A 24821-nucleotide genomic window follows, 5' to 3' on the forward strand; every position below is an offset into this window, starting at 1 on the left:
GAATGGTTCATATGGACTTTTTATATTTCTTATTTTTGAACAATCATAAATAAGATGCAGTGGTATGTGGCTTAGAGCAAAATCCAATGGATGATAATGCATCTCTATATAATGCAGGATGATAGTATTAAATAATTAATAACACATATTTTTAACCAAAACATCAATATAGCATAAGATGGATATATAGAATATTCTGGGAGGGGTAGTTTTGGAAAAGAGTGATGGATTGCTTAATCTGCTTTTGAATCTACCACAGGGAATTAGGGCTAAGCTGAGTGGTATATATGGGCAAGAAACCATAGAATCTCAACAGATAGAATTAATAATTTTGTATGGAAATAATAGAGATGCAGTAAACGCTCAAGTTCAGGCCTTAGGGGGAACCTTTGAAGATTTAGGGTTTGGTTATGGCATTGTTACAGTGAATATCAACGTGGTTAGAGATGTGGCAAATATAAGAGAAATACTTTATATCGAATTGCCTAAAAATTTGTTTTTAGCCTTTGAGCCAAGTAATAGAGCAGCTTGTGTTACAGAAGCTGCTCAGATATACGGATTAAATGGAAATGGTATACTTATTGGGTTTATTGATTCAGGTATTGATTATACACATCCTGCCTTTAGAGATACCAATGGAGAAACAAGGATAGATTATATCTATGACTTGGATGATAACGGAAGAATTTATACAAGGGAAGAAATTAATAGGGCACTCAATTCTCCAGACCCTTTTAGTATAGTACCTCATGTAGACAGAATAGGTCATGGAACTCATGTGGCGGGTATTGCTTGTGCTGGAGGAAACATAGAGAGAAGGTACATAGGAGTTGCTCCTCAAAGCTCTATCGCTATGGTGAAAATGACCAGAGAAGGATTAACTAACTATGCAAAAAGCACTCAGTTGATGAGAGGAATAAGATTTCTTGTAACCAGAGCAGATGAGTTGAATAAACCTCTTGTGATAAACATTAGTTTTAGCACTAATGACGGTGCTCATGATGGGCAAAGTCTTTTAGAACAATATATTGAAACTATATCCAATTTAGAGAGAGTAACCATTGTTATTGCTGCAGGAAATGAAGGGGATAAGGCTCATCATATTGGAGGACAGATTACCAATGAGTTAAGAATAAATGTGAATATTGCCAATGAGGAAAGAGCTATAATTTTCCAATTGTATAAGACCTTCTTAAGGGACGTTAACTTGGATATTATTGCACCCAATGGTAGCAGAACAGGAGTGCTAAGACTAACAAGAAGTTTTACAGAAGGTAGTATTAGAACAGATGCATATTATATTTATAACAGTGGGCCAACTCCATTTAACATTAATGGAGAAATCATTATAAGTCTTGTGGCTCAAAGTGAGTTTTTAAGTGCCGGGGTATGGACTCTGGTGATGACCTCAGCTCAAACTAGAATTAGAGGATCTTATGATATTTGGCTTCCAATAGCGGAAGGCTTAAATCCAAATACAAGGTTTTTGAATCCTACTATTTATAATACTGTAGGAATACCAGGCACAGTACCGGCAGTAATTACTGTAGGTAGTTACAACTACATCAATGGAAATATATCTGCATTTTCAGGTAGGGGGAATGAAATTCTAGTGCCTGTTAAACCAGATATCGTAGCTCCAGGAGAAAATATTGAAGCTCCTATTCCCGGGGGAGGTTACGATTCTCTTTCAGGAACATCCATGGCAACCCCTTGTGTAGCTGGTGGGGCAGCACAGCTTATGCAGTGGGGGTTAATTATGGGAAGAGATCCTTACCTTTATGGTCAAAGACTCAAGTATTTTCTTTTGAAGGGAGCAAGAAGAATTAGGACAGATGTAGAGTATCCAGGTCCCACTTGGGGTTATGGAACCTTGTGTGTGCGAAATGCTATAGAGGTTTGGAACGAGGAAGTGGCATCGAGAGGTGTATTTCTTGAAACACCACAACTTCAATCATCAGGTGAAAATAATCAGGAATCCGTAAAACCTGAGTATAGACAGGAGTTATTAAAAAATTCAAGTATTTTGTATGTTAATATACCTCTACAGATTTATGAGAAGGTTACCACAATTAGCAAGAATAAATAGGGAAAACGAAAGGGTAAATTTGTAGCTCTAAATAGATATTAAGTTTAAAAATAAAAAATAGTTGAATCACTATTCAAAGAGTTAATTTATTACTAGATTAGTAATTTGTGGATTGAAATGGGAGGGAGCAATTTGAGTTTAAGGAATAGAGCTAAGTTTAATAAAGATAATAGAGAACAAGTTGGTGAGGAAGAGCAATCAATAACGCCTGTAAAGCTAAGCGACATACAATATTACTTAAGCGAGGATTATGAAAGCTATTTCGTAGAGTATGTAGGAAATATTAAAGAAACCATTGATAAGCTAGATTATGCAGATGTGTATTTGCCAGGAAAGTTCTTTGCTGTAGTATTCGTAAAAAAAGGAATGATAAATAACCTTTTACAGGATGTACCTGAAATTTTTAATGTGAAAACTAACTTTCCATATACCCTATCAGAATTACAGGTGGTAAACGAAGTTAATGATCCAATGGCAATTAATAAGGGAAATGTATCTTTACAAGGAAATGATGTGGTAGTAGGAATTATTAGTACTGGTATTGATTACTTAAACCCAAGATTTATGTCTGAACAAGGAGAAACCAGAATAGAAGCTATCTGGGATCAAAGCATTAAGGAAGGTTACCCACCGCAGGGCTTTGTTCAGGGGAGAGAGTTCAGAAGGGCAAGCATAGATGAAGCAATAAGAAATAGAAATGAAGGAAGGAACCCTTATGAAATAGTGCCTCATAGAGATGAGGTGGGTCATGGTACAGCCTTAGCAGGAATTATAGGTGGAAGAATATTAAGTGAAGATGAAGAATTTAAAAGTATTGTACCAAATTGTACCTATGCAATAGTAAAGATAAATAAGGCTAAACAGGTAGCCAAGGAAGCAGTAGGGATAGAAAATACAAAAGTTGACGTTTATCAAGGTATAGATGTAACTTCGGCCATTAGATATCTGTCTGAGTTACAGTTAAGTCTTAAAAAGCCTATGGTAATTTATGTTCCCGTAGGTAGCAATCAAGGTGGGCATGATGGGTTAACTGTGGCAGAAAAATATATAGATTTGTTTTCTCAAAGAAAAGATCTTATCTTTGTTGGTAATAGTGGTAATCAAGGAAATAGTGATACTCATGCTACAGGAAATATTACTGAGGCTGGAAGTCCAGGAGTTGTGAGACTAAATATAGGTAAGAATCAAGAAAAAATATTTTTCTCTGCGTATACTTCAAGCGTTGATAGAATTTCTTTTACTATAAAATCACCTACAGGAGAAGTTAGTGAAAAAATATCCATTCCCGAAAACAATCAATATCTATCCTTTTCTTTGGGAGAAACTTTAATACAAATTCGATTCTTTGAACAGCGTGGGGAAATAGGAGAAGAGGTAACAGAAATATTATTTAGTAATGCCAAGGAAGGTATTTGGGAATTTGATTTTATCGCGGAATTTGTTGCTTATGGAAGATATGATATCTGGTTACAACAAAAGGAACTTTTACAGAATAATACAAGATTTTTAGATCCCAATCAGTACACTACAATTATGCTTCCTACTACTGCCAATAATATTATAACCGCTGCAGGGTATAATCAACAAACAAATGCCATTCTTCCACAGTCAGGAAGGGGCTTTACTAGGGATGGAAGAATCAAACCAGCAGTAACTTGTCCAGCAGTGAATGTGTTAACAACGGGGTTGAATAATAACTTAATAGTGGTAAGTGGCATGGCAGTGGCAGGAGCATTTTTAGCAGGAGCTGCAGCTCTTTTACTACAGTGGGGAATAGTAGATAAAAATATTACGGATCTTTCACCCCAACGGCCAAGAAATATTATGATTAGTTCGACCTTAAAGAAAGAAGAAGTAAGTTATCCTAATCCTGAGTGGGGATATGGTGTAATTAGTATAGAAAAGATGTTTGAAAACTTAGAGAAATTTCCAAGAACAAATGAATCTTTAGAAGAAGGAGCTATATTTTCAAGGAATAAGGATTCATGGAGTTATGATGTGAAGGATTTAGAAAAAATAGATAAAAGGGAGAATACTGCGGAGCGATTTACAGCGAAGGTATATATTAATATACCTAAGGAAGTACGTGATAGGTTAAAGTTCAATAAAATCTTGAAGAGATAAGTTATGTGAATCATATAAAATGCTAATAACAGAAGGTCCAGATAAGGGAGAGGAGAATTGAAACTATGATTCATGAGGAGTCTATAGTAAAAAGAAATTGCCTAAAAAAAAACATATATTGTAAAAGTAAAGATTCGGACCAGGAAAAAGAGAGAATGGAAAAGTATAGAGAAGCCCCTGAAAACTCTGAAAAAGTTGAAATTGCAAAGAAGAGTTTAAAGGAATATTACTTAAGTGAAGATTACGAAGTGTACTTTATTGAATACGTAGGAGATATTAGAAGCAGTATAGACAAGGTTCCTTATGCGGAAATGTATACAACAGGGCAGTTTTTTGCTTATTTATTTGTGGAAAATGGAAGGCTAAATGAGACCTTGGAAGCTGTTCCAGAAATTATAAACATTCAAAAAAGTTTTCCATATACTCTTTCAGATTTAAAGATAAGTAATGATTTAAATAAAGCTATGCCTTTGGATTTAGGAACAACAACTTTGAAAGGGCAAGGGGTAATAGTGGGAATTATAAGTACAGGAATTGAATATTTAAATCCAGGGTTTAGAAATCCTGATGGAAGTACTAGAATTGTAGCTATTTGGGACCAGACCCTAAATGAAGCTGAACCACCAAATACTTTTATACGGGGTACAGAATTTACAATGCAAAAAATTAATGAGGCAATAGAGCTAAATAATACCGGGGGCGATCCATACACTGTAGTAAACCATAAAGATGACATAGGGCACGGTACAGCTATTGCTGGACTTGTGGGTGGAAGAAATCTTGATGAGGGAGATAACTTTATAAGTGTAGTTCCAAATTGTGAATTTGCCATTGTTAAACTTAAGGAAGCCAAGGAAAATGCATTAAGATTAGATGGTATTGAAAGAAGAGATAGAAGGATATATCAAGATACGGATATATCAGGTGCCATAAGATACTTGAGAGTGGTTCAAGGAAACTTAAAGAAACCTATGGTAGTTTATTTAGCTTTGGGGAGCAATTCTGGAGGACATGGAGGAGAAACTGTGCTCGAAAGATATATAGACTTTGCTTCACAAAGAAGAGATTTTATTGTTGTTTGTGATGCAGGAAATCAAGGAGATGCTGCAGGTCATGCTAGTGGAATCTTGGAAACCGTCGGTGAAGAAAAATCTGTTCTAGTTAATTTAGCTGATTCTGAGGGAGTTCTAATGTTCTCTTTCTATACTAATAAACCAGATAAAATAATAATGGGGTTAACGTCTCCTGTAGGAGAGAAAATAGAATTCTTGAATATTCCAGCCAAGAGTGGTCAGTCAGTTAATGCTACTTTAGGTAATAGCAATATTACCCTACAATATTTCGAAGAAAGCCAAAGCGGTGGGGTACAAAGAGTAGATGTACTAATAAGAGATGCCTTAAGTGGAGTTTGGTACATAAACCTTAGGGCTGAATATGTGTTAAATGGAAGATATGACATTTGGCTGCTTCAAAAACAATTATTAAAGAAAGAAACAAGGTTCTTAGAGCCAGATAAATACACAACTTTAATGACTCCTTCTACAGCTCAAAATTCCTTGATAACTTCTTATTATAATCAAATTGAAAATAGTATAGTTCCTGAATCAGGCCTAGGATTTACTAGATATGGGATAATTAAGCCTTCAACAACCATGGGAGCAATAGATATTTTAACTTTAGGATTAAATAATAACCTTATAGTGGCTAGTGGGGCGTCCGTGGCTGGGGCATTGCTTACAGGAGCGGTTACTATGATTTATCAATGGGGGAATGTGGAAAAAAACGATCCAAATCTTTATCCTCCAAAACTAAGAAGTTATATTATTTCCTCAACTTTAAGAGATGACGGAGGAATATATCCAAATGAGGAATGGGGATTTGGAAGATTTAGCTTTAGTAAATTGATTGAAAATCTTAATAGAGTAGCAAGTAAATCTACGAAAAGGGATCATAGGGAAATGTTAGGAGATACCCAACTTACTGCTAGTATAGAAAAGAATAATGCCAATAATATTTATATTAATATTCCTTTAGACGTATATAATCGGTTAAAAAGTAGTTTGTAATAAGGTGGAAGGTGATGAAAACATATGGATTATGATAAGTTTCGAAATTGGAAATTAAATAATATTAAAACTATAAGTTCGGAAAAAAACACAACACTTTCAACTAAAAATAATCCTACTCAAGGTAGAGAGGAAAACAATACTAATACGGGCAATGACATTACTAAAAAAACTATTAAAGAATACTACTTTAGTGAAGATCATGAGGTTTATCTCATTGAATTTGTAGGAGATATTCAGAGTCGCATAAATAAACTTCCCTATGCTGATTTATTCTATATGGGAAGTTTCTTTGCCTATTTATTTGTGGAAAATGGAAAGCTTAACGATCTATTAAAGGATGTACCAGAAATTATTAATATTCAAAAAGGATTTCCGTATACCCTTTCTGATTTAAAAAATAGTAATAATTTGTATAGCAATAAGACTTTAGATATGGGAACAACAAATCTTCAGGGTATCGGAGTAACAGTTGGAATTATCAGCACAGGAATTGATTACTTGAATCCAAGATTTATGAATCCTGATGGAAGTAGTAGAATTGTTGGCATTTGGGATGAAACATTGAATGAAGATATTCCTCCTAAGAATTTCTTTAGAGGAACAGAGTTTAATAAGGAAGACATTGATGAAGCATTAAGAATAAGAGCATTAGGAGGTAATCCGTACACAATAGTAAATCATATGGATGAAGTAGGCCATGGTACAGCTATTGCAGGAATTATAGGTGGAAGAAATCTTGGGCAAGGAGATGGATTTATAAGTGCAGTTCCTAGATGCAACTTTGCTGTGGTTAAGCTTAAAGAAGCTAAGAGAAATATATTAGCATTAAGCGGAATCGATAACGTAGACATAGGCGTATATCAAGATTCTGATATAGAGGCAGGGATTAGGTATCTTGAAGACCTACAAAAAAGGATAAGAACACCTATGGTAGTTTATGTAGCATTGGGCAGTAACTCTGGGGGGCATAATGGAGCAACAGTATTGGAGAGGTATATGAACTTCGCAGCAGAAAAAAGGGATTTTGCTATGGTTTGTAATACAGGAAATCAGGGAGATGCTGGAGGTCATGCCAGTGGTAATTTTACTAGGAATGGTGAGCAAAGGTTTATACCTTTTAATGTTAATCCTGTTGAGGGGAATTTATTTTTTTCTGTTTACGCCTTAAAACCGGATAAAATAACAGTTGGACTGATATCCCCTACAGGAGAAGGTATAGAGGTTCTGACTGTTCCAAAGGTAAATGGAGAGTCTGTTAATGAGACTTTAGGCAATAGCAATATTACTATACAGTATTTTGAGGAAAAGGAAAGTGGTGGAGATCAAAGGATAGACGTACTAATAAGAAATATCCAAGGAGGTATTTGGCAGATAAATCTTAATGCACAGTATGTAATCAAGGGCAGATATGACATATGGCTTCTACAAAAGGAACTATTAAAACCTGGAACAAGATTTTTACAACCTGATGAAAGTACAACCTTGATGACCCCGTCTACAGCACAAAATGCATTGGTAACTTCATATTATAATCAAGTAGATAATAGTATGATTTTGGAATCAGGAAGAGGATTTACAAGAGCTGGAAGCATTAAACCATCAATAACCATGGGAGCTATGGATCTTTTAACAGCTGGTTTAAATGATCGACTTAGGGTTGCCAGTGGAGCAGCGCTGGCAGGTGCATTGCTTACTGGCGCAGTGGCAATGATTTATCAGTGGGGACTTGTTGAAGGAAATGATATGAGTCTTTATCCACCAAAACTATTAAGTTATGTGATTTCAGCAACTTTAAGGGAAGAGGGTGGAATATATCCCAATGAACAATGGGGATATGGAAGATTTAGTTTTAGAAAGCTTGTAGATAATTTAAATAGAATAAAAAGTGAGAATTTAAGATTAAATCCTTGTAAGGCATTAGAAGAAAGAAATCTTTACTTAAACATTCCTTTTGAGGTATATAGAAGACTAAAGACGTGAAAAGATTTTCCATAGAGATTTCTTTTTTATAAAGCTTAATTTATAGTAGGAAACACCCAAATGCTCAGAGGGGAAGGAATATTCTTTTATAATCTGGATTTAGGTATACTTTCAATATACGGGCACAGAGAAATGATGTTAGGGGGTGAAAATTAATGAGAGGTGAGAGAATAAGAGAAATCAATGAAAAGAATGTATTTCAGGACTACTATCTTAATGAAGATTATGAAAATTACATTGTGGATTTTATAGGAAATATATTTGAAGCTTTTGAAAAGATTGATTACGGTGTAGTTTATTTTTCAGATAATTTTTCTGCCATTGTATCTGTGGAAAGAGGAATGCTAGAAAGACTTTTGCAAGATGTTCCTGAAATAATTAACATTCAAAAGAGTTATTTATTCAATCTCTCTAATCTGCAAATATCTAACGAGCCTTATGTTCCACTAGTATTCGATAAGGAGGGATTGAACTTAGAAGGACAGGAAGTAATAGTTGGAATTATAGGAACAGGCATGGATTATTTAAATGAAAGATTCATGACTCAAGATGGTAGAAGTAGAATTTTAACTATATGGGATCAAACTTTAGATATAGGACCAATACCTAATAACACCTTTGGAACAGAGTATCCTAGAGAAAAAATCAATGAAGCTATAAGAATAAGTAAAGAGGGTGGAGATCCTTATGCAGTAGTTAGCCATAGGGATGATAGTGGATATGGAACTGCTATTGCAGGAATTGTAGGGGCAAGGAATTTAGGTGGCAATGACGATTTAATAAGTTTAGTACCAAGGTGCGAGTTTGCTATAGTTAAGTTAAAGGAATCAAAAAATAATACCTTAGAACTAAATGGAGTAGAAGAAAGAAAAGGAAATATCTACGAGACTACAGATATTGGATTGGCACTAAAGTATTTATCAAATATACAGGTTAGGGAAAATAGGCCTATGGTAGTGTATGTGCCCCTAGGAAGTAACTGTGGAGGGCATGATGGGTCTGATGCCCTAGAGAGGTATATCGACTTTTTAGTTAACCAAAGAGGTTTTGTGGTGGTAAATACTAGCGGTAATCAAGGGAATACAGACACTCACACTAGTGGGTTTTTAACAGGAACTGGAGATGTAAGAACCATAGATATAATGATAGATGAAAGTGAAAAGAACTTTTGCATGGCTATTTATCTAATCCTAGGAGATAGAATATCCATTGGAATAATATCACCTAGTGGAGAAACCATAGAGAGAATACAAGCTCCATTAGCCAAAGAGGATATAGTTGAAGTTACTATTCAAGACACTGTAGTAGAAATTCGATTTCTTATTCAAGAACAAACTGAAGGAAGTCAGGCTATAATTCTTTCAATGAGGGGAGTTAAAGGTGGCATTTGGCAAATTCAACTTTTAGGAGATGCTATATTACGCAGAAGATATGATGCTTGGATGCTTCAAAGAGAATTATTAAGCACAGACACAAAATTTTTAAAATCTGATGAGACTATAACTCTAATGATTCCATCCACAGCAAGGAATATCCTCACTGGCACCCACTTTAATGAAGTAATCAATAAGGTTCCGGCTGAGTCAGGAAGAGGATATACAAGAGATATGAGAGTAAAACCGGGAACAGGTGTTTCGGGAACAAATATATTGACTGTGGGATTAAATGGTAGATATTTAGTTGCTAGCGGAGCGGCTATGGCAGGGGGAGTTTTAGCTGGAGTTATTGCCCTTTTACTACAATGGGGAATAGTGCAGAGAAACGATATTCAAATGTTCCCTTCAAGGTTAAGAACCTATCTAATTGCAGCAAGTGAAAGGCAGGAAGGGATGCAGTATCCCAATAGAGAGGTAGGTTATGGGGTGTTATCCATTAATGAATTATTTAGAATTCTAAGTGAGCTTTCAAACAATCCGTTATCACGAGATCTAGTTGTATTTCCAAAGGAGATTTATATAAATATTCCAAAGGAATTGTATAACAGAGTGATAGATGAAAGTTTTATTTAGGGACATTTTTAAAAATTAACCCTTAAACTAGTAAATGTTTAGGGATTCTTAGGATTGTAAGTATGTCTATATAAAACAACATTTATTCAGGCTTGAACATCTATATTTAATAGTTGAGAGAATTAAATTTGCTTATTGTAAAATGGAAGATATGGCAATGGGTTAACTAATAGGCTATGAAAGGTGCTTTAACTATCTATTTACATGTCTAGGACAATAAAGTAATAAGGGGTTGATCATAAATTGAATGAGGACAGTGTAGCCTATAATAAAAGTCTATACAAACTTCATAATGAAGATATGAGAAATTTTCATAATGGTTTCAGGGAAAACATTGAATTAGCTTCAGGAAATCAATTAGGAAATGGGAGAAAATTTGAAGAGTATTATCTTAGGGAGGATACTGAAAACTACGTGGTAGAATATTCAGGCGATATTTTAAAATCCTTTGAAAATATTGATTTTGCTGCAGTAAAGCTGTCACAAAACTATTTTGCAGTGATATCGGTATTAAGAGGGAGATATGCTGAGGTATTAGAGAGGGTTCCAGAAATTGTGAACGTAGAAAAAAGTTATCCTTTTACCCTATCAACATTGAAAGTTTCTAATGAAATTACTGGTGAAAAAATTTTGAATGAAAACCTAGGAACCTTAAATGGAGAAGGGGTTATAGTAGGAGTTATTGGCACTGGCATAGATTACACCAATGCGAAGTTTATTTCAGAGGATGGAAGAAGTCGGATTATAGCAATTTGGGATCAAACTCTAGCAGAAGGACCACCTCCTGCAAATATTGGGTATGGAACAGTTTTTAATGAGGCACAGATTAATCAAGCTGTAAGAGAAAAACTTATGGGAAGAGAGCCATATAAGATTGTTAAACACAAGGATGAAGTGGGTCATGGTACAGCTATTGCAGCAATTGTTGGTGGAAGGATAGATAAGGACGATGTTTATTTTACCAGCTTAGCTCCAAAGTGTAAATTTGTTATTGTAAAATTGAAGGAGGCTAAAAATAGTACCCTAGAAATTAATGGGATAGGGGAAAGATCAGGAAGGATTTATGAAAGTACAGACATAGCAGGGGCTATTGAATATTTAGCAAATTTACAACTAGAAATGAACAAACCTATGGTAGTATACATACCATTAGGAAGTAACTGTGGAGGACATGATGGGGAAACTACTCTAGAAAAGTATATAGACGTTTATAGTATGAGAAGAGGGTTTATCATTACTACAACCACTGGAGAACAAGGGAATAGCGCAACTCATGAAGGTGGAAATTTAACTAAAACTGGAGAAGTAAAAACTATTAATGTTATGGTAGATGAAGTACAAAAAGAATTTTGCTTTTCTCTTTGGATAACTAGACCTGATAAAGCAGCTATAGGTATAATTTCTCCTACAGGAGAACGGGTAGAAAAAATATCACTACCAACAGATAAAGAGGGGGAAGTTCATATCAAGTTAAAAGATGGAGATATTAGGATTCAGTATTTTGTTCAAATGCAAAGTGGCGGGGAACAAATTATTATGATTTTATTTAGAAATATCAAAGGTGGAGTATGGCAAATAGAAGTCTATGGGGAAATAGTGTTTTCCGGAAGGTATGATGCCTGGATGCATCAAAGAGAACTCCTAGAATCAGGAACTAGATTCTTAAATTCAACACAATATACAACACTAACTGTACCATCTACTGCAAAAAATGTAATTACTGGAGGATGTTATAATGAAAAAGAAAATAAGGTGGCGCCAGAATCTGGAATAGGTTACACAAGAGATGGAAGAATTAGCCCTATAGGTGTAGTTAGAAGTAATAATGTTTTAACTGTATCATTGGATGAAAATTATATTAATGCTAGTGGTGCAGCAGTGTCAGGAGCAATTTTGACAGGATTAGTGGCATTGTTGTTGCAATGGGGAGTTGTAGAAAAGAATGATGTAAATATGTACGTATCTAAAGTTAGAACTTATCTAATTAGGGGTAGTAGCAAAGTAGAAGGAATTGTATTTCCAAATCCAGAGTGGGGATATGGAGTTTTAAAGTATGAGGATATTTTTAGGGGACTAGGAAGGCACCATGGAAAAAAACACCCAAAAGGATGTTTTAATCCTTTTGAAAGTATATCCATAGAAAATCTACACTTTTCCATTCCGCCTGAAATATATAGAAGGTTAAAAGAATAATGGTAAAGAATCAAGTTAAAATGAATGTGCTACATGCAATGAAACCCCTGTATTTTTTAGTATAGGGGTTAAATAATGTCAAAATTTAAGTAGAATAATGGAACTAAATTCCCGAACATTTTAAATATATATTTCATATAATATTGTGAAGCATTATGTTAGAGGGAGAATATCATGGCTGATGTAGGTAGACTACATGTTCAAGTTTTTCAAGGAAATTCTTATATTCCAGTGAGTGGTGCTAGGGTAACAGTTATTCCAAGGGAAAATAATGCAAGACAACCTATTGAATTACAAAGTAATAATTCAGGGCTAACTCAAGTTGTTGACTTAGTTGCACCACCGATAGAATATTCACTGGACCCTAATAATACTACAGTACAGCCTTATAGCACTTGTGATGTACTAGTTGAGGCAGAGGGATTTGAACCTTTACAGGTTAATGGATGTCAAATACTTCCAGAAATTACTGCTCTGCAGGTTTGTAATTTAATTCCTAATGGGACAAATGGAGCTCCAAGCGGAGCTGGCTTAGCTAACTCTGCGGGAGCAATTGGAAATCAAGTTAAAGGGAATGGGGTAACAGGCTCTACAGGTACTATTTCAAATGGAGCTAGAAGGTGGTGGAATAGGGAAATAATTCAACCTTCTGAAATAATAGAAGTACCTGCGAATACTCTATTTGGTAACTTTCCACCTAAAATTCCAGAAGATCCAGTTAAACCGCTACCACCACCAACTGGAGGTGTAGTATTACAACAAGTTGTGGTTCCAGAGTTTGTTGTAGTTCATGCTGGGGTACCAACTAATACAGCAGCACCAAATTACAAGGTAAAATTCCAAGATTATATTAAGAATGTGGCAAGTTGTGAAATATATGCTACTTGGGATGAAAAAGCAATTAGAGCCAATATATATTGTATTTTATCCTTTACATTAAATAGAGTTTTCACAGAGTGGTATAGAGGGAAAGGCTATAGTTTTGATATTACAAATTCTACAGCCTATGATCATGCTTTTACTTATGGGAGAAATATATACGATAATATTAGCAGAGTAGTTGATGAATTATTTACTAGTTATATTAAGCGAAGAACTGGAGGAAAGCAGCCATTATTAACTCAGTATTGTGACGGACGGCAAGTGCAATGTCCAGGATGGTTAACTCAATGGGGAAGCCAAGGTTTAGCAGAACAAGGAAGAAGTCCATACCAAATTTTAACTAACTTTTATGGAAGTGACATAGATATATTACAAGCACAAAGAGTATCAGGAATACCCCAATCTTATCCAGGATACACACTTAAGATTGGAAGTTCTGGAACTCCAGTAAGAACTACACAAACATTTTTAAATAGGATTGGAGATAATTATCCTGCTATTCCAAAGGTAGCTGTGAATGGAAATTATGATCAGGCCACTGCTAATGCAGTAAAGACTTTTCAAAGTATATTTAATCTCCCTCAAACAGGAGAAGTAGATTATGCAACTTGGTATAGTATCTCCAATATTTATGTGGGAGTATCAAAAATTGCAGAGCTTAGAAGTACTATTTCACCATCAGCACAATCTTCACGGTTTTACCCACCAGTTCCTTATGAAGGCATGGTGAATATACCCAATATTAAATATCCGATTTAAAAGCATTCCTCCAAGGAGTTTATCTTGGGGGATTTTTTTGTGAGAAGAATAGATTAAATTCGTGTCATTTAGAGCCCATAGAAATATTTTTTAGTCAGAGCACTGGATTGATTTTTTTCTGTACTCTGAGGTAGAAGTGTTAAATGTGAAAATGAATTTAACTCTTTCACCCCCATGAAGATAAGATTTTTACAGATGAGAAAAAATTGGACTTTCATGCGCAAAAACAGAAGGAATTTTTATAGATATATGGTTGAATTAAGGAATGAATGGAATTTAGAATATATTACAAAAATGAATTGATACTTTCCTTGCTCCGACACGGAAGTAAATACTAGTGAAAAAGAATTGATATCTTCCGTGCTACGACACGGAAATAAATAGAGGTGAGAAAGAATTGATTTTTCCGTGCTTCGGCACGGAAAGATTTTATAGGTGTATATTTTTTTGAAAATTACTTATACTAAGTTTTGGGTATTTTTCATGGTAGTTAAGTAGTTATTTTCCAGTGAGTTTGTAAATCTTCACAGATATTTATACGTTTGTGAGAAAAAATACCCAAGGGACTAATTATATGAAATCTTTCCATTAATTTAGCATTTAAATATATTTTTGGTACTAGTATAGTAATATTAGAAATATACTATTAATAAATTTTGGAATGATTTTATAAAAAAGCCTAATGCTATTTTTAGCAGCGGAGGATTTTAATTTCGGGGTGAATCCATAGACTATGGTAGGTTATCTCTTTACCGAACCCGTCAACTAACTTCGTCGGCATTAAGAGAGGAGAAATAAAATGAAAAAAAATATTTTATGCATTCTATTGGCTACGTCAGTGTCTATAGGTGCAATGGTATTAGCAGGAGAAAAAAACGGTGTAAAGGATAATGGAAGCATTGAAAAACATGCTCAAGTTACTCAAGGCACTAGAATGTCTAGAGGGGGAACCTTTGACGACAACATGTTATCTAATTCAACAAATAACGAGAATATTAAATTGATACAAGGTGAAGAAAGTTCTGAAACTACAACAATAAAATCTGAAGAGGAATCTATTGAAGTAGAAAGTGAACCAGCCCCGAAACAAGAAGAGCAGCGTGAGGTAGAAGCCTTAGATTGGTGGTCAGAAGCTCAATACGTTTTTCCAAGAGGAATGGTGGCTCAAGTAGAAGATGTTTACACTGGAAGAGTATTTAATATAAAGAGAACCTTTGGTACAAATCATGCTGATTGTGAAGCATTAAATAAAGAGGATACTGAAGTAATAAAAGAGATTTGGGGCGGATTTTCATGGGAAAGAAGGCCTATTATCGTTAACATAGCAGGAAGAAGAATTGCGGCATCTATGGCTGCTATGCCTCATGCAGGAAGAGACTCTGCACCTGCCTTAGCTGTTGCAAAGAATCTCTCAGCAGGTTATGGTACAGGGCAAAATTTAGATGTAGTAAAGGACAATGGAATGGATGGAGTTTTTGATGTGCATTTCTTGGGCAGTAAAAGACATAAAGATGGAAAAGTACAGGCGGTGGTAGATCCTCAGCATCAACAAGCTGTGGAAATCGCATCTGAAGCAAAATAACATAAAAAAATAATAAACAGTAAACTATTCTCTAAGATTTTTAAAAAGAATAGTTTACTGTTTTTTTCTGTTATATAAGTTTAAGGATAACTATTAACTTTAAAGATAAGTTTTCTTGATAATGAAATTAACTTCTATAATTTTTTCATTGAAAAAAACTCGATTATTCCACTGAGGTTGTTATTTTTCAACTTCTTTTATCCTTTAACCAAAACTTTATTCATAGCATAAAATGATTGTATAGAATAATATGGGGGTGTATTATGACCACCAACCAACACTGTGAAATAGCAAATAATTCGCATATTAACAAAATTAATAAATTGACATGGAGAGAAAGCGATAAAATAAATGACAAATTTAAAGAGTTTTACCTTAGGGATGACTATGAAACCTATGTTGCTGAATACATAGGAGATGTTGCTTCAAGTTTCCAAAAAATTGATTATGGAGCAATTGAAGTCACGGGGCCAACATTTGCATTGATATCTGTGAAACCAGGTATGTTAATGAGATTGCTTGATGAGGTTCCTGAAATTATCTATGTAGAGAATAGCTATCCATTCACCTTATCACAATTGGAAAGAGTTGAAGCTTCAACATACACAAATTTTATGGGGAATACGAATTCAAATTTAAAAGGAGAAGGTATTATTGTTGGAATTATTAGTACTGGTATCGACTATTTGAATAAGCATTTTATAAGTAATGATGGAAAAACTAGAATTGTGTCTATCTGAGATCAAACAATCCAAGATGGACCAAGTCCTGAAATTATTAATTACGGCACTGAGTTTTTAAGAGGAAATATAGATAGAGCAATACTACGAGAACAACAGGGAGAAGATCCGTATTCAATCATTAGATGAAAAGGTTATTGAGATAAGTGTAGATGAAAAGCAAAAAAATCTTTTTCTTGGTATTTGGCTGAGAAGACCAGATAAATTCAGTTTGGGGATTACGCCTCCAATAGGTAATCCAACAGGGAAGATTCCAGGGATTTTCTCCAATGGTGAGGAGATAAGAATTGATATGGAAGGTAGTATAGCCACTATCCAATACTTTGTATCCTATGTTAACGGAGATCAATTTGTAAATATATTGATTAGGGATGTAAAAAGTGGCCTTTGGAAAATAAGTTTATTTGGAGAATATATTGTTAATGGAAGATATGATGCTTGGTTATTCCAAAGAGATTTATTATATGAAGAAACAAAATTTATGGTTCAAGATCCATTGATTACTCTAATGATTCCTAATACATCAATGAATATACTTTCTGCATCTTATTTCGATAGTAAAACTGCAACTCCTGCAATAAAGGGAGGAAAAGGGTTCACTAGAGATGGTAGAATAAAGCCTGAGGTGGGAGTTCTGGGAACAGATGTGTTAACTACTGGAATAAATGGGCAAAATATAATTGTAAGTGGATCAGCGGTAGCAGGAGCAATTTTATGTGGGGCGGTAGCATTAATAATGCAATGGGGACTTGTAGAAAAAAATGATGTTAATTTATTTACACCTAAAATAAGAACCTACTTAATCAGAAGTGTTATTCAGCAAGCAGGTGTTTCATACCCTAACCCAGAGTCTGGCTATGGATTGTTAAGTTTTGAAAAACTATTTGAAAATCTTCAAAATGGAAATCTATAATATAAAATTATGAAAGTAGTAGAGAGACGTTTCTGCTACTTTTTATTTTAATATATTACATAGATATTAAGAATGAAGTATACTTTAATAAGGCTGCTAAAATTAACTGAAAATTATGTAATATTTTAATTTTTAGTATCATAACGTGTTTAAAAAGTGGTTATTATTGTAGTAAGTTTATCTGGGTTATGGTAAAATGTGTTATAAGTTGTATATTTATTGATTGATTATATTTTACTGAATTAGGTTGTTTATAAAGAAAATTTATCACTAGATCACTCAATTTTAGTTTTACTTTTAAAGATTAAATTCCCATGGTATATTTAAGGGAGCAACCCTATAATACCGTGGTTTCAAGGAAAGTTAAAACACCTTACAAAAGTGAGTTAAGAAAGTTAATAATGTCAGTTGTTAATAATAAAGTTAGGTTATATAAAAAATAACTATCTAGGAGATTATTTGTTATGAACAAAAGGGCTTCAATAGATTTTAAAATTTCCTTTAAAGAAATGGTGTTTAAATTTATAGGCATATTAATTTCTACGGGGATATTGACATTCATGATAATGAACTCTAGTTGGGATTATGATCAGGTGCTGATACATACGTTTTTAGAGTTAATTTGTATATTTATTGGTGTATCTACATTTTTATTAAGCTGGAGCACCTATAGTCTTAAAAACTCTATTAATCATATTCTTGGATTTGGATTTTTGATAATTTCAGCACTTGATTTATTACATGTTTATTATTATGAAAGATTTACTTCTTATAGTAATGCAAATGATGATATAACATTAAAGTTTTGGATGATGGGAAGACTTGCTCAGGGAGTTATACTAATTATATTTGCATTTTATCCCATATATAGTAATAGGAGAAAACACAAACAGAATAAAAGAACTAAGTATAAATTATTAACTTTAGTAATATTATTTATTTTAAGTGTGTGGTATACAGCAACATCATATCCTCAGATTTACCCAACAATGTACACTGCAGATGGAATGACTATGGCAAAAGTTATAATGGAAGTAGTTGTTATAACTTTAGCTATTTTAGCAATCATTATGCTTAATAAAAACTACTATGTAGATGAAAGAATTAGACCAAAACATATTTTAATGAGTCTAATGCTAACAGTTCCAACAGGAATATGCTTTATGATATTCAAATCAACTTCATCATTTTGGGTAGCTTATGGACATGTATTGAAAATATGTAGTTACTATTATCTATATAAAGGAATTGTTGAAAGCTTTATTAAGTATCCATATAAAAAATTGGAACAGAGTACAAGTAGGCTTACTGATATATTAGATGAAATTCCAATATCTATTGCAACCTATGATGATGATAATAATATGGATTTTGTGAATAAGAGGTTTGAAGAAATTATAGGATGGAAAAGAGAAGAACTTGTTGGGTTAAATCCTGAAGAATTTTTAGAACTTGTACCTAAAGTAGAGCAAGAGGATGAAATACCTATAGTGGAAAAGGCTTTATATAATTCAGATGGCACAGAGAGGGCTATAAGAACTTATATTACTGGCTTTGGGGAGAAAACAAAGCTACAGGTTAATGCTCATAAAATAGAAAATGGAGTGTTGGTTCTTTTCAATGATATAAAAGCAGAACAACAAATAATGAACTTGAACCTACAAACTCAGATAATATTAGAGGGCATGGTAACTCCAGCAATGATTTTAGATAATATGAATAATGTCACGGCTTGTAATTGTGCCTTTATTAGATTGGTGAATATGGAGAAGAAAGATATTATAGGTATAAGCTTTAACAGACTTGTAGATAAGGTAAAGGTAACAAGAAAATTGGTATCTAGCAAATGGGATAGTAATGGATTAATAGAGGAAGTCTATGAATCATTTTTTTATCATCCACAGGGTAATAAGATAGAAACAGTAGAAACTAATGCAATAATCTACAATATAGAAAATGAGAAAATAGGTTCAGTATGTATAATTGAAGATGTAACCGAAGAAAAGGAACATCAACAGAAGTTAATAAACCAGGAAAAGTTAGCATTATTAGGGCAAATGTCTGCTACTATAGTCCATGAGACTAGGAACTTTCTCACCACTATAAAAGGCTGTAGTCAACTTATAGAGGTACTTTCTAAAGAAGAGAAAGTTAAGTGCTATGCAAAAAAAATTAGTGAAAATACTGATGAGGTTAATAAGATAATCAGTAATTTACTTACTATGTCTAAACCTAGCCAAGCTGTCATGGAAGAAGTTGCAATAAGTGATTTGGTAGCTTCTATGGAAAGTATTCTAGAAACCTCCACTATTACAAAGGGAATAGCAGTTGACTTTAATATAAATAGTGATGATAGATATGTGCTTTGTGATGAGGGACAAGTTAAACAAGTAATCCTTAACTTATGTAAGAATGCTGTAGATGCAATGAGTAGTATTAGAGATCCAATCTTGATAATAGAAACAAAATTAGATGAAGAAGAGAAGGAATTGTGGATAAAAATTAGCGATAATGGATGTGGGATTCCTAAAGAAAATTTATCAAAAATTGGTACACCATTTTTCACCACAAAAGAGAGTGGTACTGGATTAGGACTTAATGCTTGTTTTCAAATTATAAAAAACCACAAAGGGAAAATACAAGTAGAAAGTGAAATAGGTAAAGGAACTACATTTAATGTAAGGATTCCATATATAGATTATGAGGAATTTTAATTATATGTAAATAATTCCCCTGAGGAAAGATGTCCTCAGGGGAATTATTTTGTTTTTGTTGACATTAATCTGACACCCAAATAGGATATAATCATAATAAAGAGTTTTTACCGGAATTTATTTTTAGGAAGCAACTTACTATAAAAATGGAAGTGAGTGAGAAGATTGAACAAGTCAATTTTAATTGTAGATGACGAAGAGAATATAAGAAATCTTTTAAATGTTTATTTAAAAAAAGAAGGGTTTAACATATATCATGCAGGAAATGGAGTGGAGGCATTAAATGTAGTGAGGAACAATGAAATACATTTAATGATCTTGGATATAATGATGCCTGTGATGGATGGATTTGAAACTTTAAAGATTTTAAGAAGAGATAGTGATGTGCCGGTGATGATGCTCAGTGCAAGAGCGGAGGATGAGGATAAACTTTTTGCTCTTGGTTTTGGAGCAGATGACTATGAAACAAAGCCTTTCAGCCCTAAGGTACTAGTAGCTAAGATTAAAGCTAAAGTTAAGAGGATTTATGGTAACGAAAATAAAGAGAAAGCTGTGGACTTAGATGAGTTAATTATTGGGAGCTTAAATATAAATGAAAAGGCTCACAAAGTAATTTTAAATAAGGAAGAACTTAACCTATCGCCAACAGAGTTTTTACTACTTGTTTACTTTGTAAAAAACAAGGGTATTGTGCTCACAAGAGAACAAATACTTATAGCTATTTGGGGGTATGACTTTGAAGGAGATTTAAGGGTTGTGGACACTACAGTTAAACGCATTAGAGAGAAACTTAAGGAAAGTTCCAATCTAATTGGCACTGTTAGAGGGTTTGGGTATAAGTTTGAGGTGCAATATGAAAGTTAAGTCAACTGTGAGAAATAGTATAACAAAGAAATTGTTTCTTATAACTGTTGTAATATTTATTTCATTTTTGGCCTTCACTTTTATTACTCAAAGGGTATTCTTTGAAAAAATGTACTACAATAAGAAGAAGGTAGATATCGAAAATAATGTAGCGAGATTTAACCAAACTTTGTCTGAGGCTAAAGGCCAAGAGGATATATTAGTGGCTATGAAGGAATATGAAGATACATATAATACCTTTATGGCCATAGTGGATACCACAAATAATGTCACAGTAATTTTTAATACAGGACATTTAAAAGTTGATTTACAAAATAATAATATGGTTAGAGATATCGTAAATGAGATTAGATATAATCAAGAGCTAAGTATGGAGTTGATAGAAAATGGAAAAATAACCTTTGGAGCAAGTAATCCTGGAAATGATACAAAAAGTTTAGTATCGGCATTGGTTGATGGCTCCAAGTTAGTGCTAGGATTTACTTCTATGCAATCTATAACTGAAGCAGTAGGGGTTATAGAAATGTTTTATAAGTACTTTTATATAGCAGCTATAGTAGCAATAGTTATGCTTTCTTTGATTTATACTAAAATGATAACAAGGCCTTTGAAAAGAATTAATAAAGTTGCAATGAAAATGGCCCATTTAGATTTTAATGAAAAGTGCACAGTTGAATCAGAAGATGAAATTGGAGGATTAGCACATACCCTTAATTTTTTATCATCTAAACTTCAAGATGCCCTGTTTTCCCTTCAAAGTGCAAACGAAAAGCTTCGAAGTGATATTCATAAGGAAAGGGAATTGGAAAATATGCGTAAAGAGTTTATTGCAGATGTGTCTCATGAACTTAAAACACCAATTACCTTAATTAAGGGATACGCTGAAGGGATTAAAGATGATGTATTTTCAAAGGAAGAGGTAGAATATTCTTTAGATGTTATCATTGGCGAGTCAGACAAGATGAGCAACTTAGTAAAAGGAATGTTAGATCTTTCTTCACTAGAAAGTGATAATATGGTTTTAAGTAAAGAACTTTGTAATATTGGAGAAATAATCAAAAATACCATAAAAAAACTTAAACCTTCCCTTGAGGAAAAGGAAATTCATGTTCATATGGATTTACAGGAGGGTTTAAAGGTAAAGGGAGATCCATTTAAGTTAGAACAAGTAGTCACAAATTTTTTAACTAATGCCATAAGGCATACAAATTTCAAAGGTGATATATGGATAGTATCTAATGTAGTGTCTGAAAAGGACTTGTCTGATATGAATAATGGGGAATCACAGGTTACTCTAGTGATGAAGAATAGCAATAAAAATGTCATGATATCCTTTGAAAATAGTGGGTCTCATATTGAAAAAGAGGATATGGAAAAAATTTGGATTAAGTTTTATAAAAGAGATAAATCAAGAAATAGAAGTTTAGGTGGCACAGGACTTGGATTATCCATTGTTAAGAAAATTATAGAGCTGCATGAAGGATTTTACGGAGTTAGAAACACTGAAAGAGGCGTTATGTTTTATTTTGGGATAGACGGTGAGGAGTTAGAAGTAAAATAGTATTCTAACAAAGTTATTTTAGTTCTAGGAGAACAAAATAAATTATATTTGTGTGTACTGGCTTTGAGAAATTAAATAATTATAGATAATAAAATATTTTCTATTATAGACATGTTTATATACAAATTTTAGAAGGTCTGGTATCATATTATTAAGTAATAATCATTCTTAGTATTTAGTTTTAGTAATTTATTACGAAAATAGTTAATATTTATGATTATTAATTGTTAAAAATCAGTGATAATTCCTTAGTTAGTGGAGATTATATTCTATAAAGTAATTTGTGGAAGTAACAAATTTAAATATTCAAGTTAATAAACAAGATTTAAATATTCAATAGTTAATTATTAAAACGGGGGGATAAAAATGAAAGGTACAGTAGTATCCGTTTGGATGCAAACTTGTAGAAAATTATATGGGGATTCCAATGTGGATACCACAATGGATTTTGTAGGTTGGGGAAGCGATAAAGTATTTTCTCCAGCTGAAGATATAAATGATAATCATATTAAAACGTTTATAGAGAAAATGTCTGGAAGTCAAAATATAACAACGGAACAACTTTGGAGAGCCATTGGTAAGGATAACATATACTCCTTTGCTAAGGTTTACCCAGTGTTTTTTAAACATGACAGCACTTATGGATTTTTAAAATCTCTTTATGATATCCATACAGTTATGACGCAAAAGATCCCAGGAGCAAAACCTCCACTAGTAGAAATTAAACCTGTATCACAAAGAGAAGCAGTAATGAAGTATCATTCAAAGAGAGGAATGTTTGATTACTTTTTAGGTATGTTAGAAGGAAGTTTTGCATATTTCAATGAAAAGTATGAGTATAATGTTGAAGAAAAGACTGCAGATACTTTGGTGATCAGAATAACCTTTAATAAGGAAATCTACCATAAAAAGTCTTATTTATTTAATAAAATAACGTCTTTAGGGTTTATTAAATCTATAGCAGGGAAGTCCACTATAGTTACTTTATTAGGAACTTTATTAACTTCAGTGGGAGTTTTAGGTTTAGAAAACATAGTTAAAGCCTTAATTATAACTGGGGTTTCATCCTTAGCAACACTAATAGGTGTGGGGCTACTTCTAAAGCCAACAAAAGAGTTGGTAAGACTTGGAGACAAACTTAATGAAAATATTTTCTTTGAAGATAGAGATATTTTCACTAATGATATTTTTGAAGATATATTTAGAAGCCTTAAGTCTCATATGAAAAATATAAGTTCTGATTTTGTGGTATTTAATGGTATTACCGAGGAAATGAGAGACTTTGCTGAGAAGCTTAGCAGGATTTCTAATAACATGGGAAATACCTCTAATGAAATTTCACAGGTAGTGGAGCAAGTAGCAAGCACATCTGTGGATCAAGCTCAAAATACAGAACATGCAGCCTCTATATTAAATGATAACATTAATGCATTAAAGGTTATTGTAGATAGTGAGAATAATAATAAGGAAGAGTTAGAGGGAACTATTGAAAAAATTAATTCTAGCTTTGATGAAATTGAGTCTGTTAGTAAAAATATTGAAAAAACCTTAAATAACTTCCAAGAAGTTAAAATCAAGGGTGTTCAACTTGGGGACAAGGCTAAGGATATAACAAATATAGTTTCTATAGTTGCTCAAATTTCAGATCAAACCAATCTTCTTGCACTAAATGCTTCAATAGAAGCTGCAAGGGCAGGAGAGCAAGGACGAGGCTTTGCAGTGGTTGCTGAAGAAGTTAGAAAGCTAGCAGAGCAAACTAAGAGTGCAGTACAAGAAATAAATAACAACTTAATACAGTTTGTTAATGATATCGATGGGCTTGTAGATAATATAGAAAATCAGTATGATACCCTTCAACAAGAGACTAAGGGTTTAGAAGAAATAAGAACAGTAAGTTATGAATCCACCATGTCTGTAAGAACTGTTTCAGCATCCATGATTGAAACTATAAACGATTTAGATACTGAAGCTCAATCTATTGCAAGCATGTATGAGACAATTGAGTCCTTAGCAGCTATTGCAGAAGAAAACTCTGCATCCACTGAAGAGGTTAGTGCAAATGTAAGTTCTTATACCGAAGAAATTAGAAATTTAATTCAATCTATTAATGAGTTTAAAAAGATTGCTGAGTATTTTAAAGAAGGCTTAGATAAGTACAAGCTCTAATAGTGATAATCGTCCCAAGGAAGGTTTCATGAAAATTTAAGACACATAAATAATCCCTCAAGGAATTTAGCCCTGAGGGATTATTTATATATAAAATCTATTTATCATTAATTTATTTATGAAGTAGTAGTATGGTTGCAAAAGTGAGAAGTATTATATTTACTATACAAAAGCTT

At 33.3% G+C, this 24821-nt stretch carries 14 protein-coding genes and 1 riboswitch; all 14 genes read left to right on the plus strand.

Features of this window, described 5'->3' with window-relative positions:
• Positions 1-211 precede the first annotated feature (211 nt).
• The 14 genes from RR409_RS03860 to RR409_RS03925 all read left to right on the plus strand — a co-directional run bounded on the left by RR409_RS03860 (position 212) and on the right by RR409_RS03925 (position 24645).
• On the plus strand, positions 212-2089 hold the full coding sequence (locus RR409_RS03860; protein WP_332556406.1) for a S8 family peptidase: 1878 nt from the start codon (positions 212-214) through the stop codon (positions 2087-2089).
• Positions 2090-2221: 132 nt separating this feature from the next.
• Positions 2222-4213, plus strand: coding sequence for a S8 family peptidase (locus RR409_RS03865; protein ID WP_332556407.1), 1992 nt, complete (start codon positions 2222-2224; stop codon positions 4211-4213).
• Between the two features lie 65 nt (positions 4214-4278).
• Positions 4279-6279, plus strand: a complete 2001-nt coding sequence (locus RR409_RS03870; protein ID WP_332556408.1) for a S8 family peptidase — start codon at positions 4279-4281, stop codon at positions 6277-6279.
• 24 nt (positions 6280-6303) lie between these two features.
• Positions 6304-8262 carry a S8 family peptidase gene (locus tag RR409_RS03875; RefSeq protein WP_332556409.1) on the plus strand — a complete coding sequence of 653 codons (1959 nt, stop codon included), beginning with the start codon at positions 6304-6306 and terminating at the stop codon, positions 8260-8262.
• A 155-nt stretch (positions 8263-8417) separates the two neighbouring features.
• The gene (locus RR409_RS03880) at positions 8418-10271 is read left to right on the plus strand and encodes a S8 family peptidase (RefSeq protein ID WP_332556410.1); all 1854 of its coding nucleotides are present in this window, start codon (positions 8418-8420) and stop codon (positions 10269-10271) included.
• Between the two features lie 243 nt (positions 10272-10514).
• The gene (locus tag RR409_RS03885; protein WP_332556411.1) at positions 10515-12464 is read left to right on the plus strand and encodes a S8 family peptidase; all 1950 of its coding nucleotides are present in this window, start codon (positions 10515-10517) and stop codon (positions 12462-12464) included.
• Positions 12465-12638: 174 nt separating this feature from the next.
• Complete coding sequence (locus RR409_RS03890) at positions 12639-14105, plus strand: peptidoglycan-binding domain-containing protein (RefSeq protein WP_332556412.1); 1467 nt, start codon at positions 12639-12641, stop codon at positions 14103-14105.
• Positions 14106-14771: 666 nt separating this feature from the next.
• Positions 14772-14899: riboswitch (cyclic di-AMP (ydaO/yuaA leader) on the plus strand.
• Between the two features lie 5 nt (positions 14900-14904).
• Positions 14905-15687, plus strand: coding sequence for a hypothetical protein (locus RR409_RS03895; RefSeq protein WP_332556413.1), 783 nt, complete (start codon positions 14905-14907; stop codon positions 15685-15687).
• A 263-nt stretch (positions 15688-15950) separates the two neighbouring features.
• Positions 15951-16427, plus strand: a complete 477-nt coding sequence (locus RR409_RS03900; RefSeq protein WP_332556414.1) for a hypothetical protein — start codon at positions 15951-15953, stop codon at positions 16425-16427.
• Between the two features lie 211 nt (positions 16428-16638).
• Positions 16639-17340, plus strand: coding sequence for a hypothetical protein (locus tag RR409_RS03905; protein ID WP_332556415.1), 702 nt, complete (start codon positions 16639-16641; stop codon positions 17338-17340).
• Between the two features lie 464 nt (positions 17341-17804).
• Positions 17805-20054 carry an MASE3 domain-containing protein gene (locus RR409_RS03910; RefSeq protein WP_332556416.1) on the plus strand — a complete coding sequence of 750 codons (2250 nt, stop codon included), beginning with the start codon at positions 17805-17807 and terminating at the stop codon, positions 20052-20054.
• A gap of 165 nt (positions 20055-20219) precedes the next feature.
• A complete protein-coding gene (locus tag RR409_RS03915) occupies positions 20220-20918 on the plus strand; it encodes a response regulator transcription factor (RefSeq protein ID WP_332556417.1) in 699 nt (232 codons plus the stop codon).
• Entirely contained in the window at positions 20908-22479 is a 1572-nt protein-coding gene (locus tag RR409_RS03920) for a HAMP domain-containing sensor histidine kinase (RefSeq protein ID WP_332556418.1), read from the plus strand. Before RR409_RS03915 ends, RR409_RS03920 begins: the two co-directional genes overlap by 11 nt.
• A 366-nt stretch (positions 22480-22845) precedes the next feature.
• Positions 22846-24645, plus strand: a complete 1800-nt coding sequence (locus RR409_RS03925) for a heme NO-binding domain-containing protein (RefSeq protein WP_332556419.1) — start codon at positions 22846-22848, stop codon at positions 24643-24645.
• The last annotated feature ends 176 nt before the right edge of the window (positions 24646-24821 follow it).

This window comes from Clostridium sp. (assembly GCF_036642255.1).
GTDB lineage: Bacteria > Bacillota > Clostridia > Clostridiales > Clostridiaceae > Clostridium_J.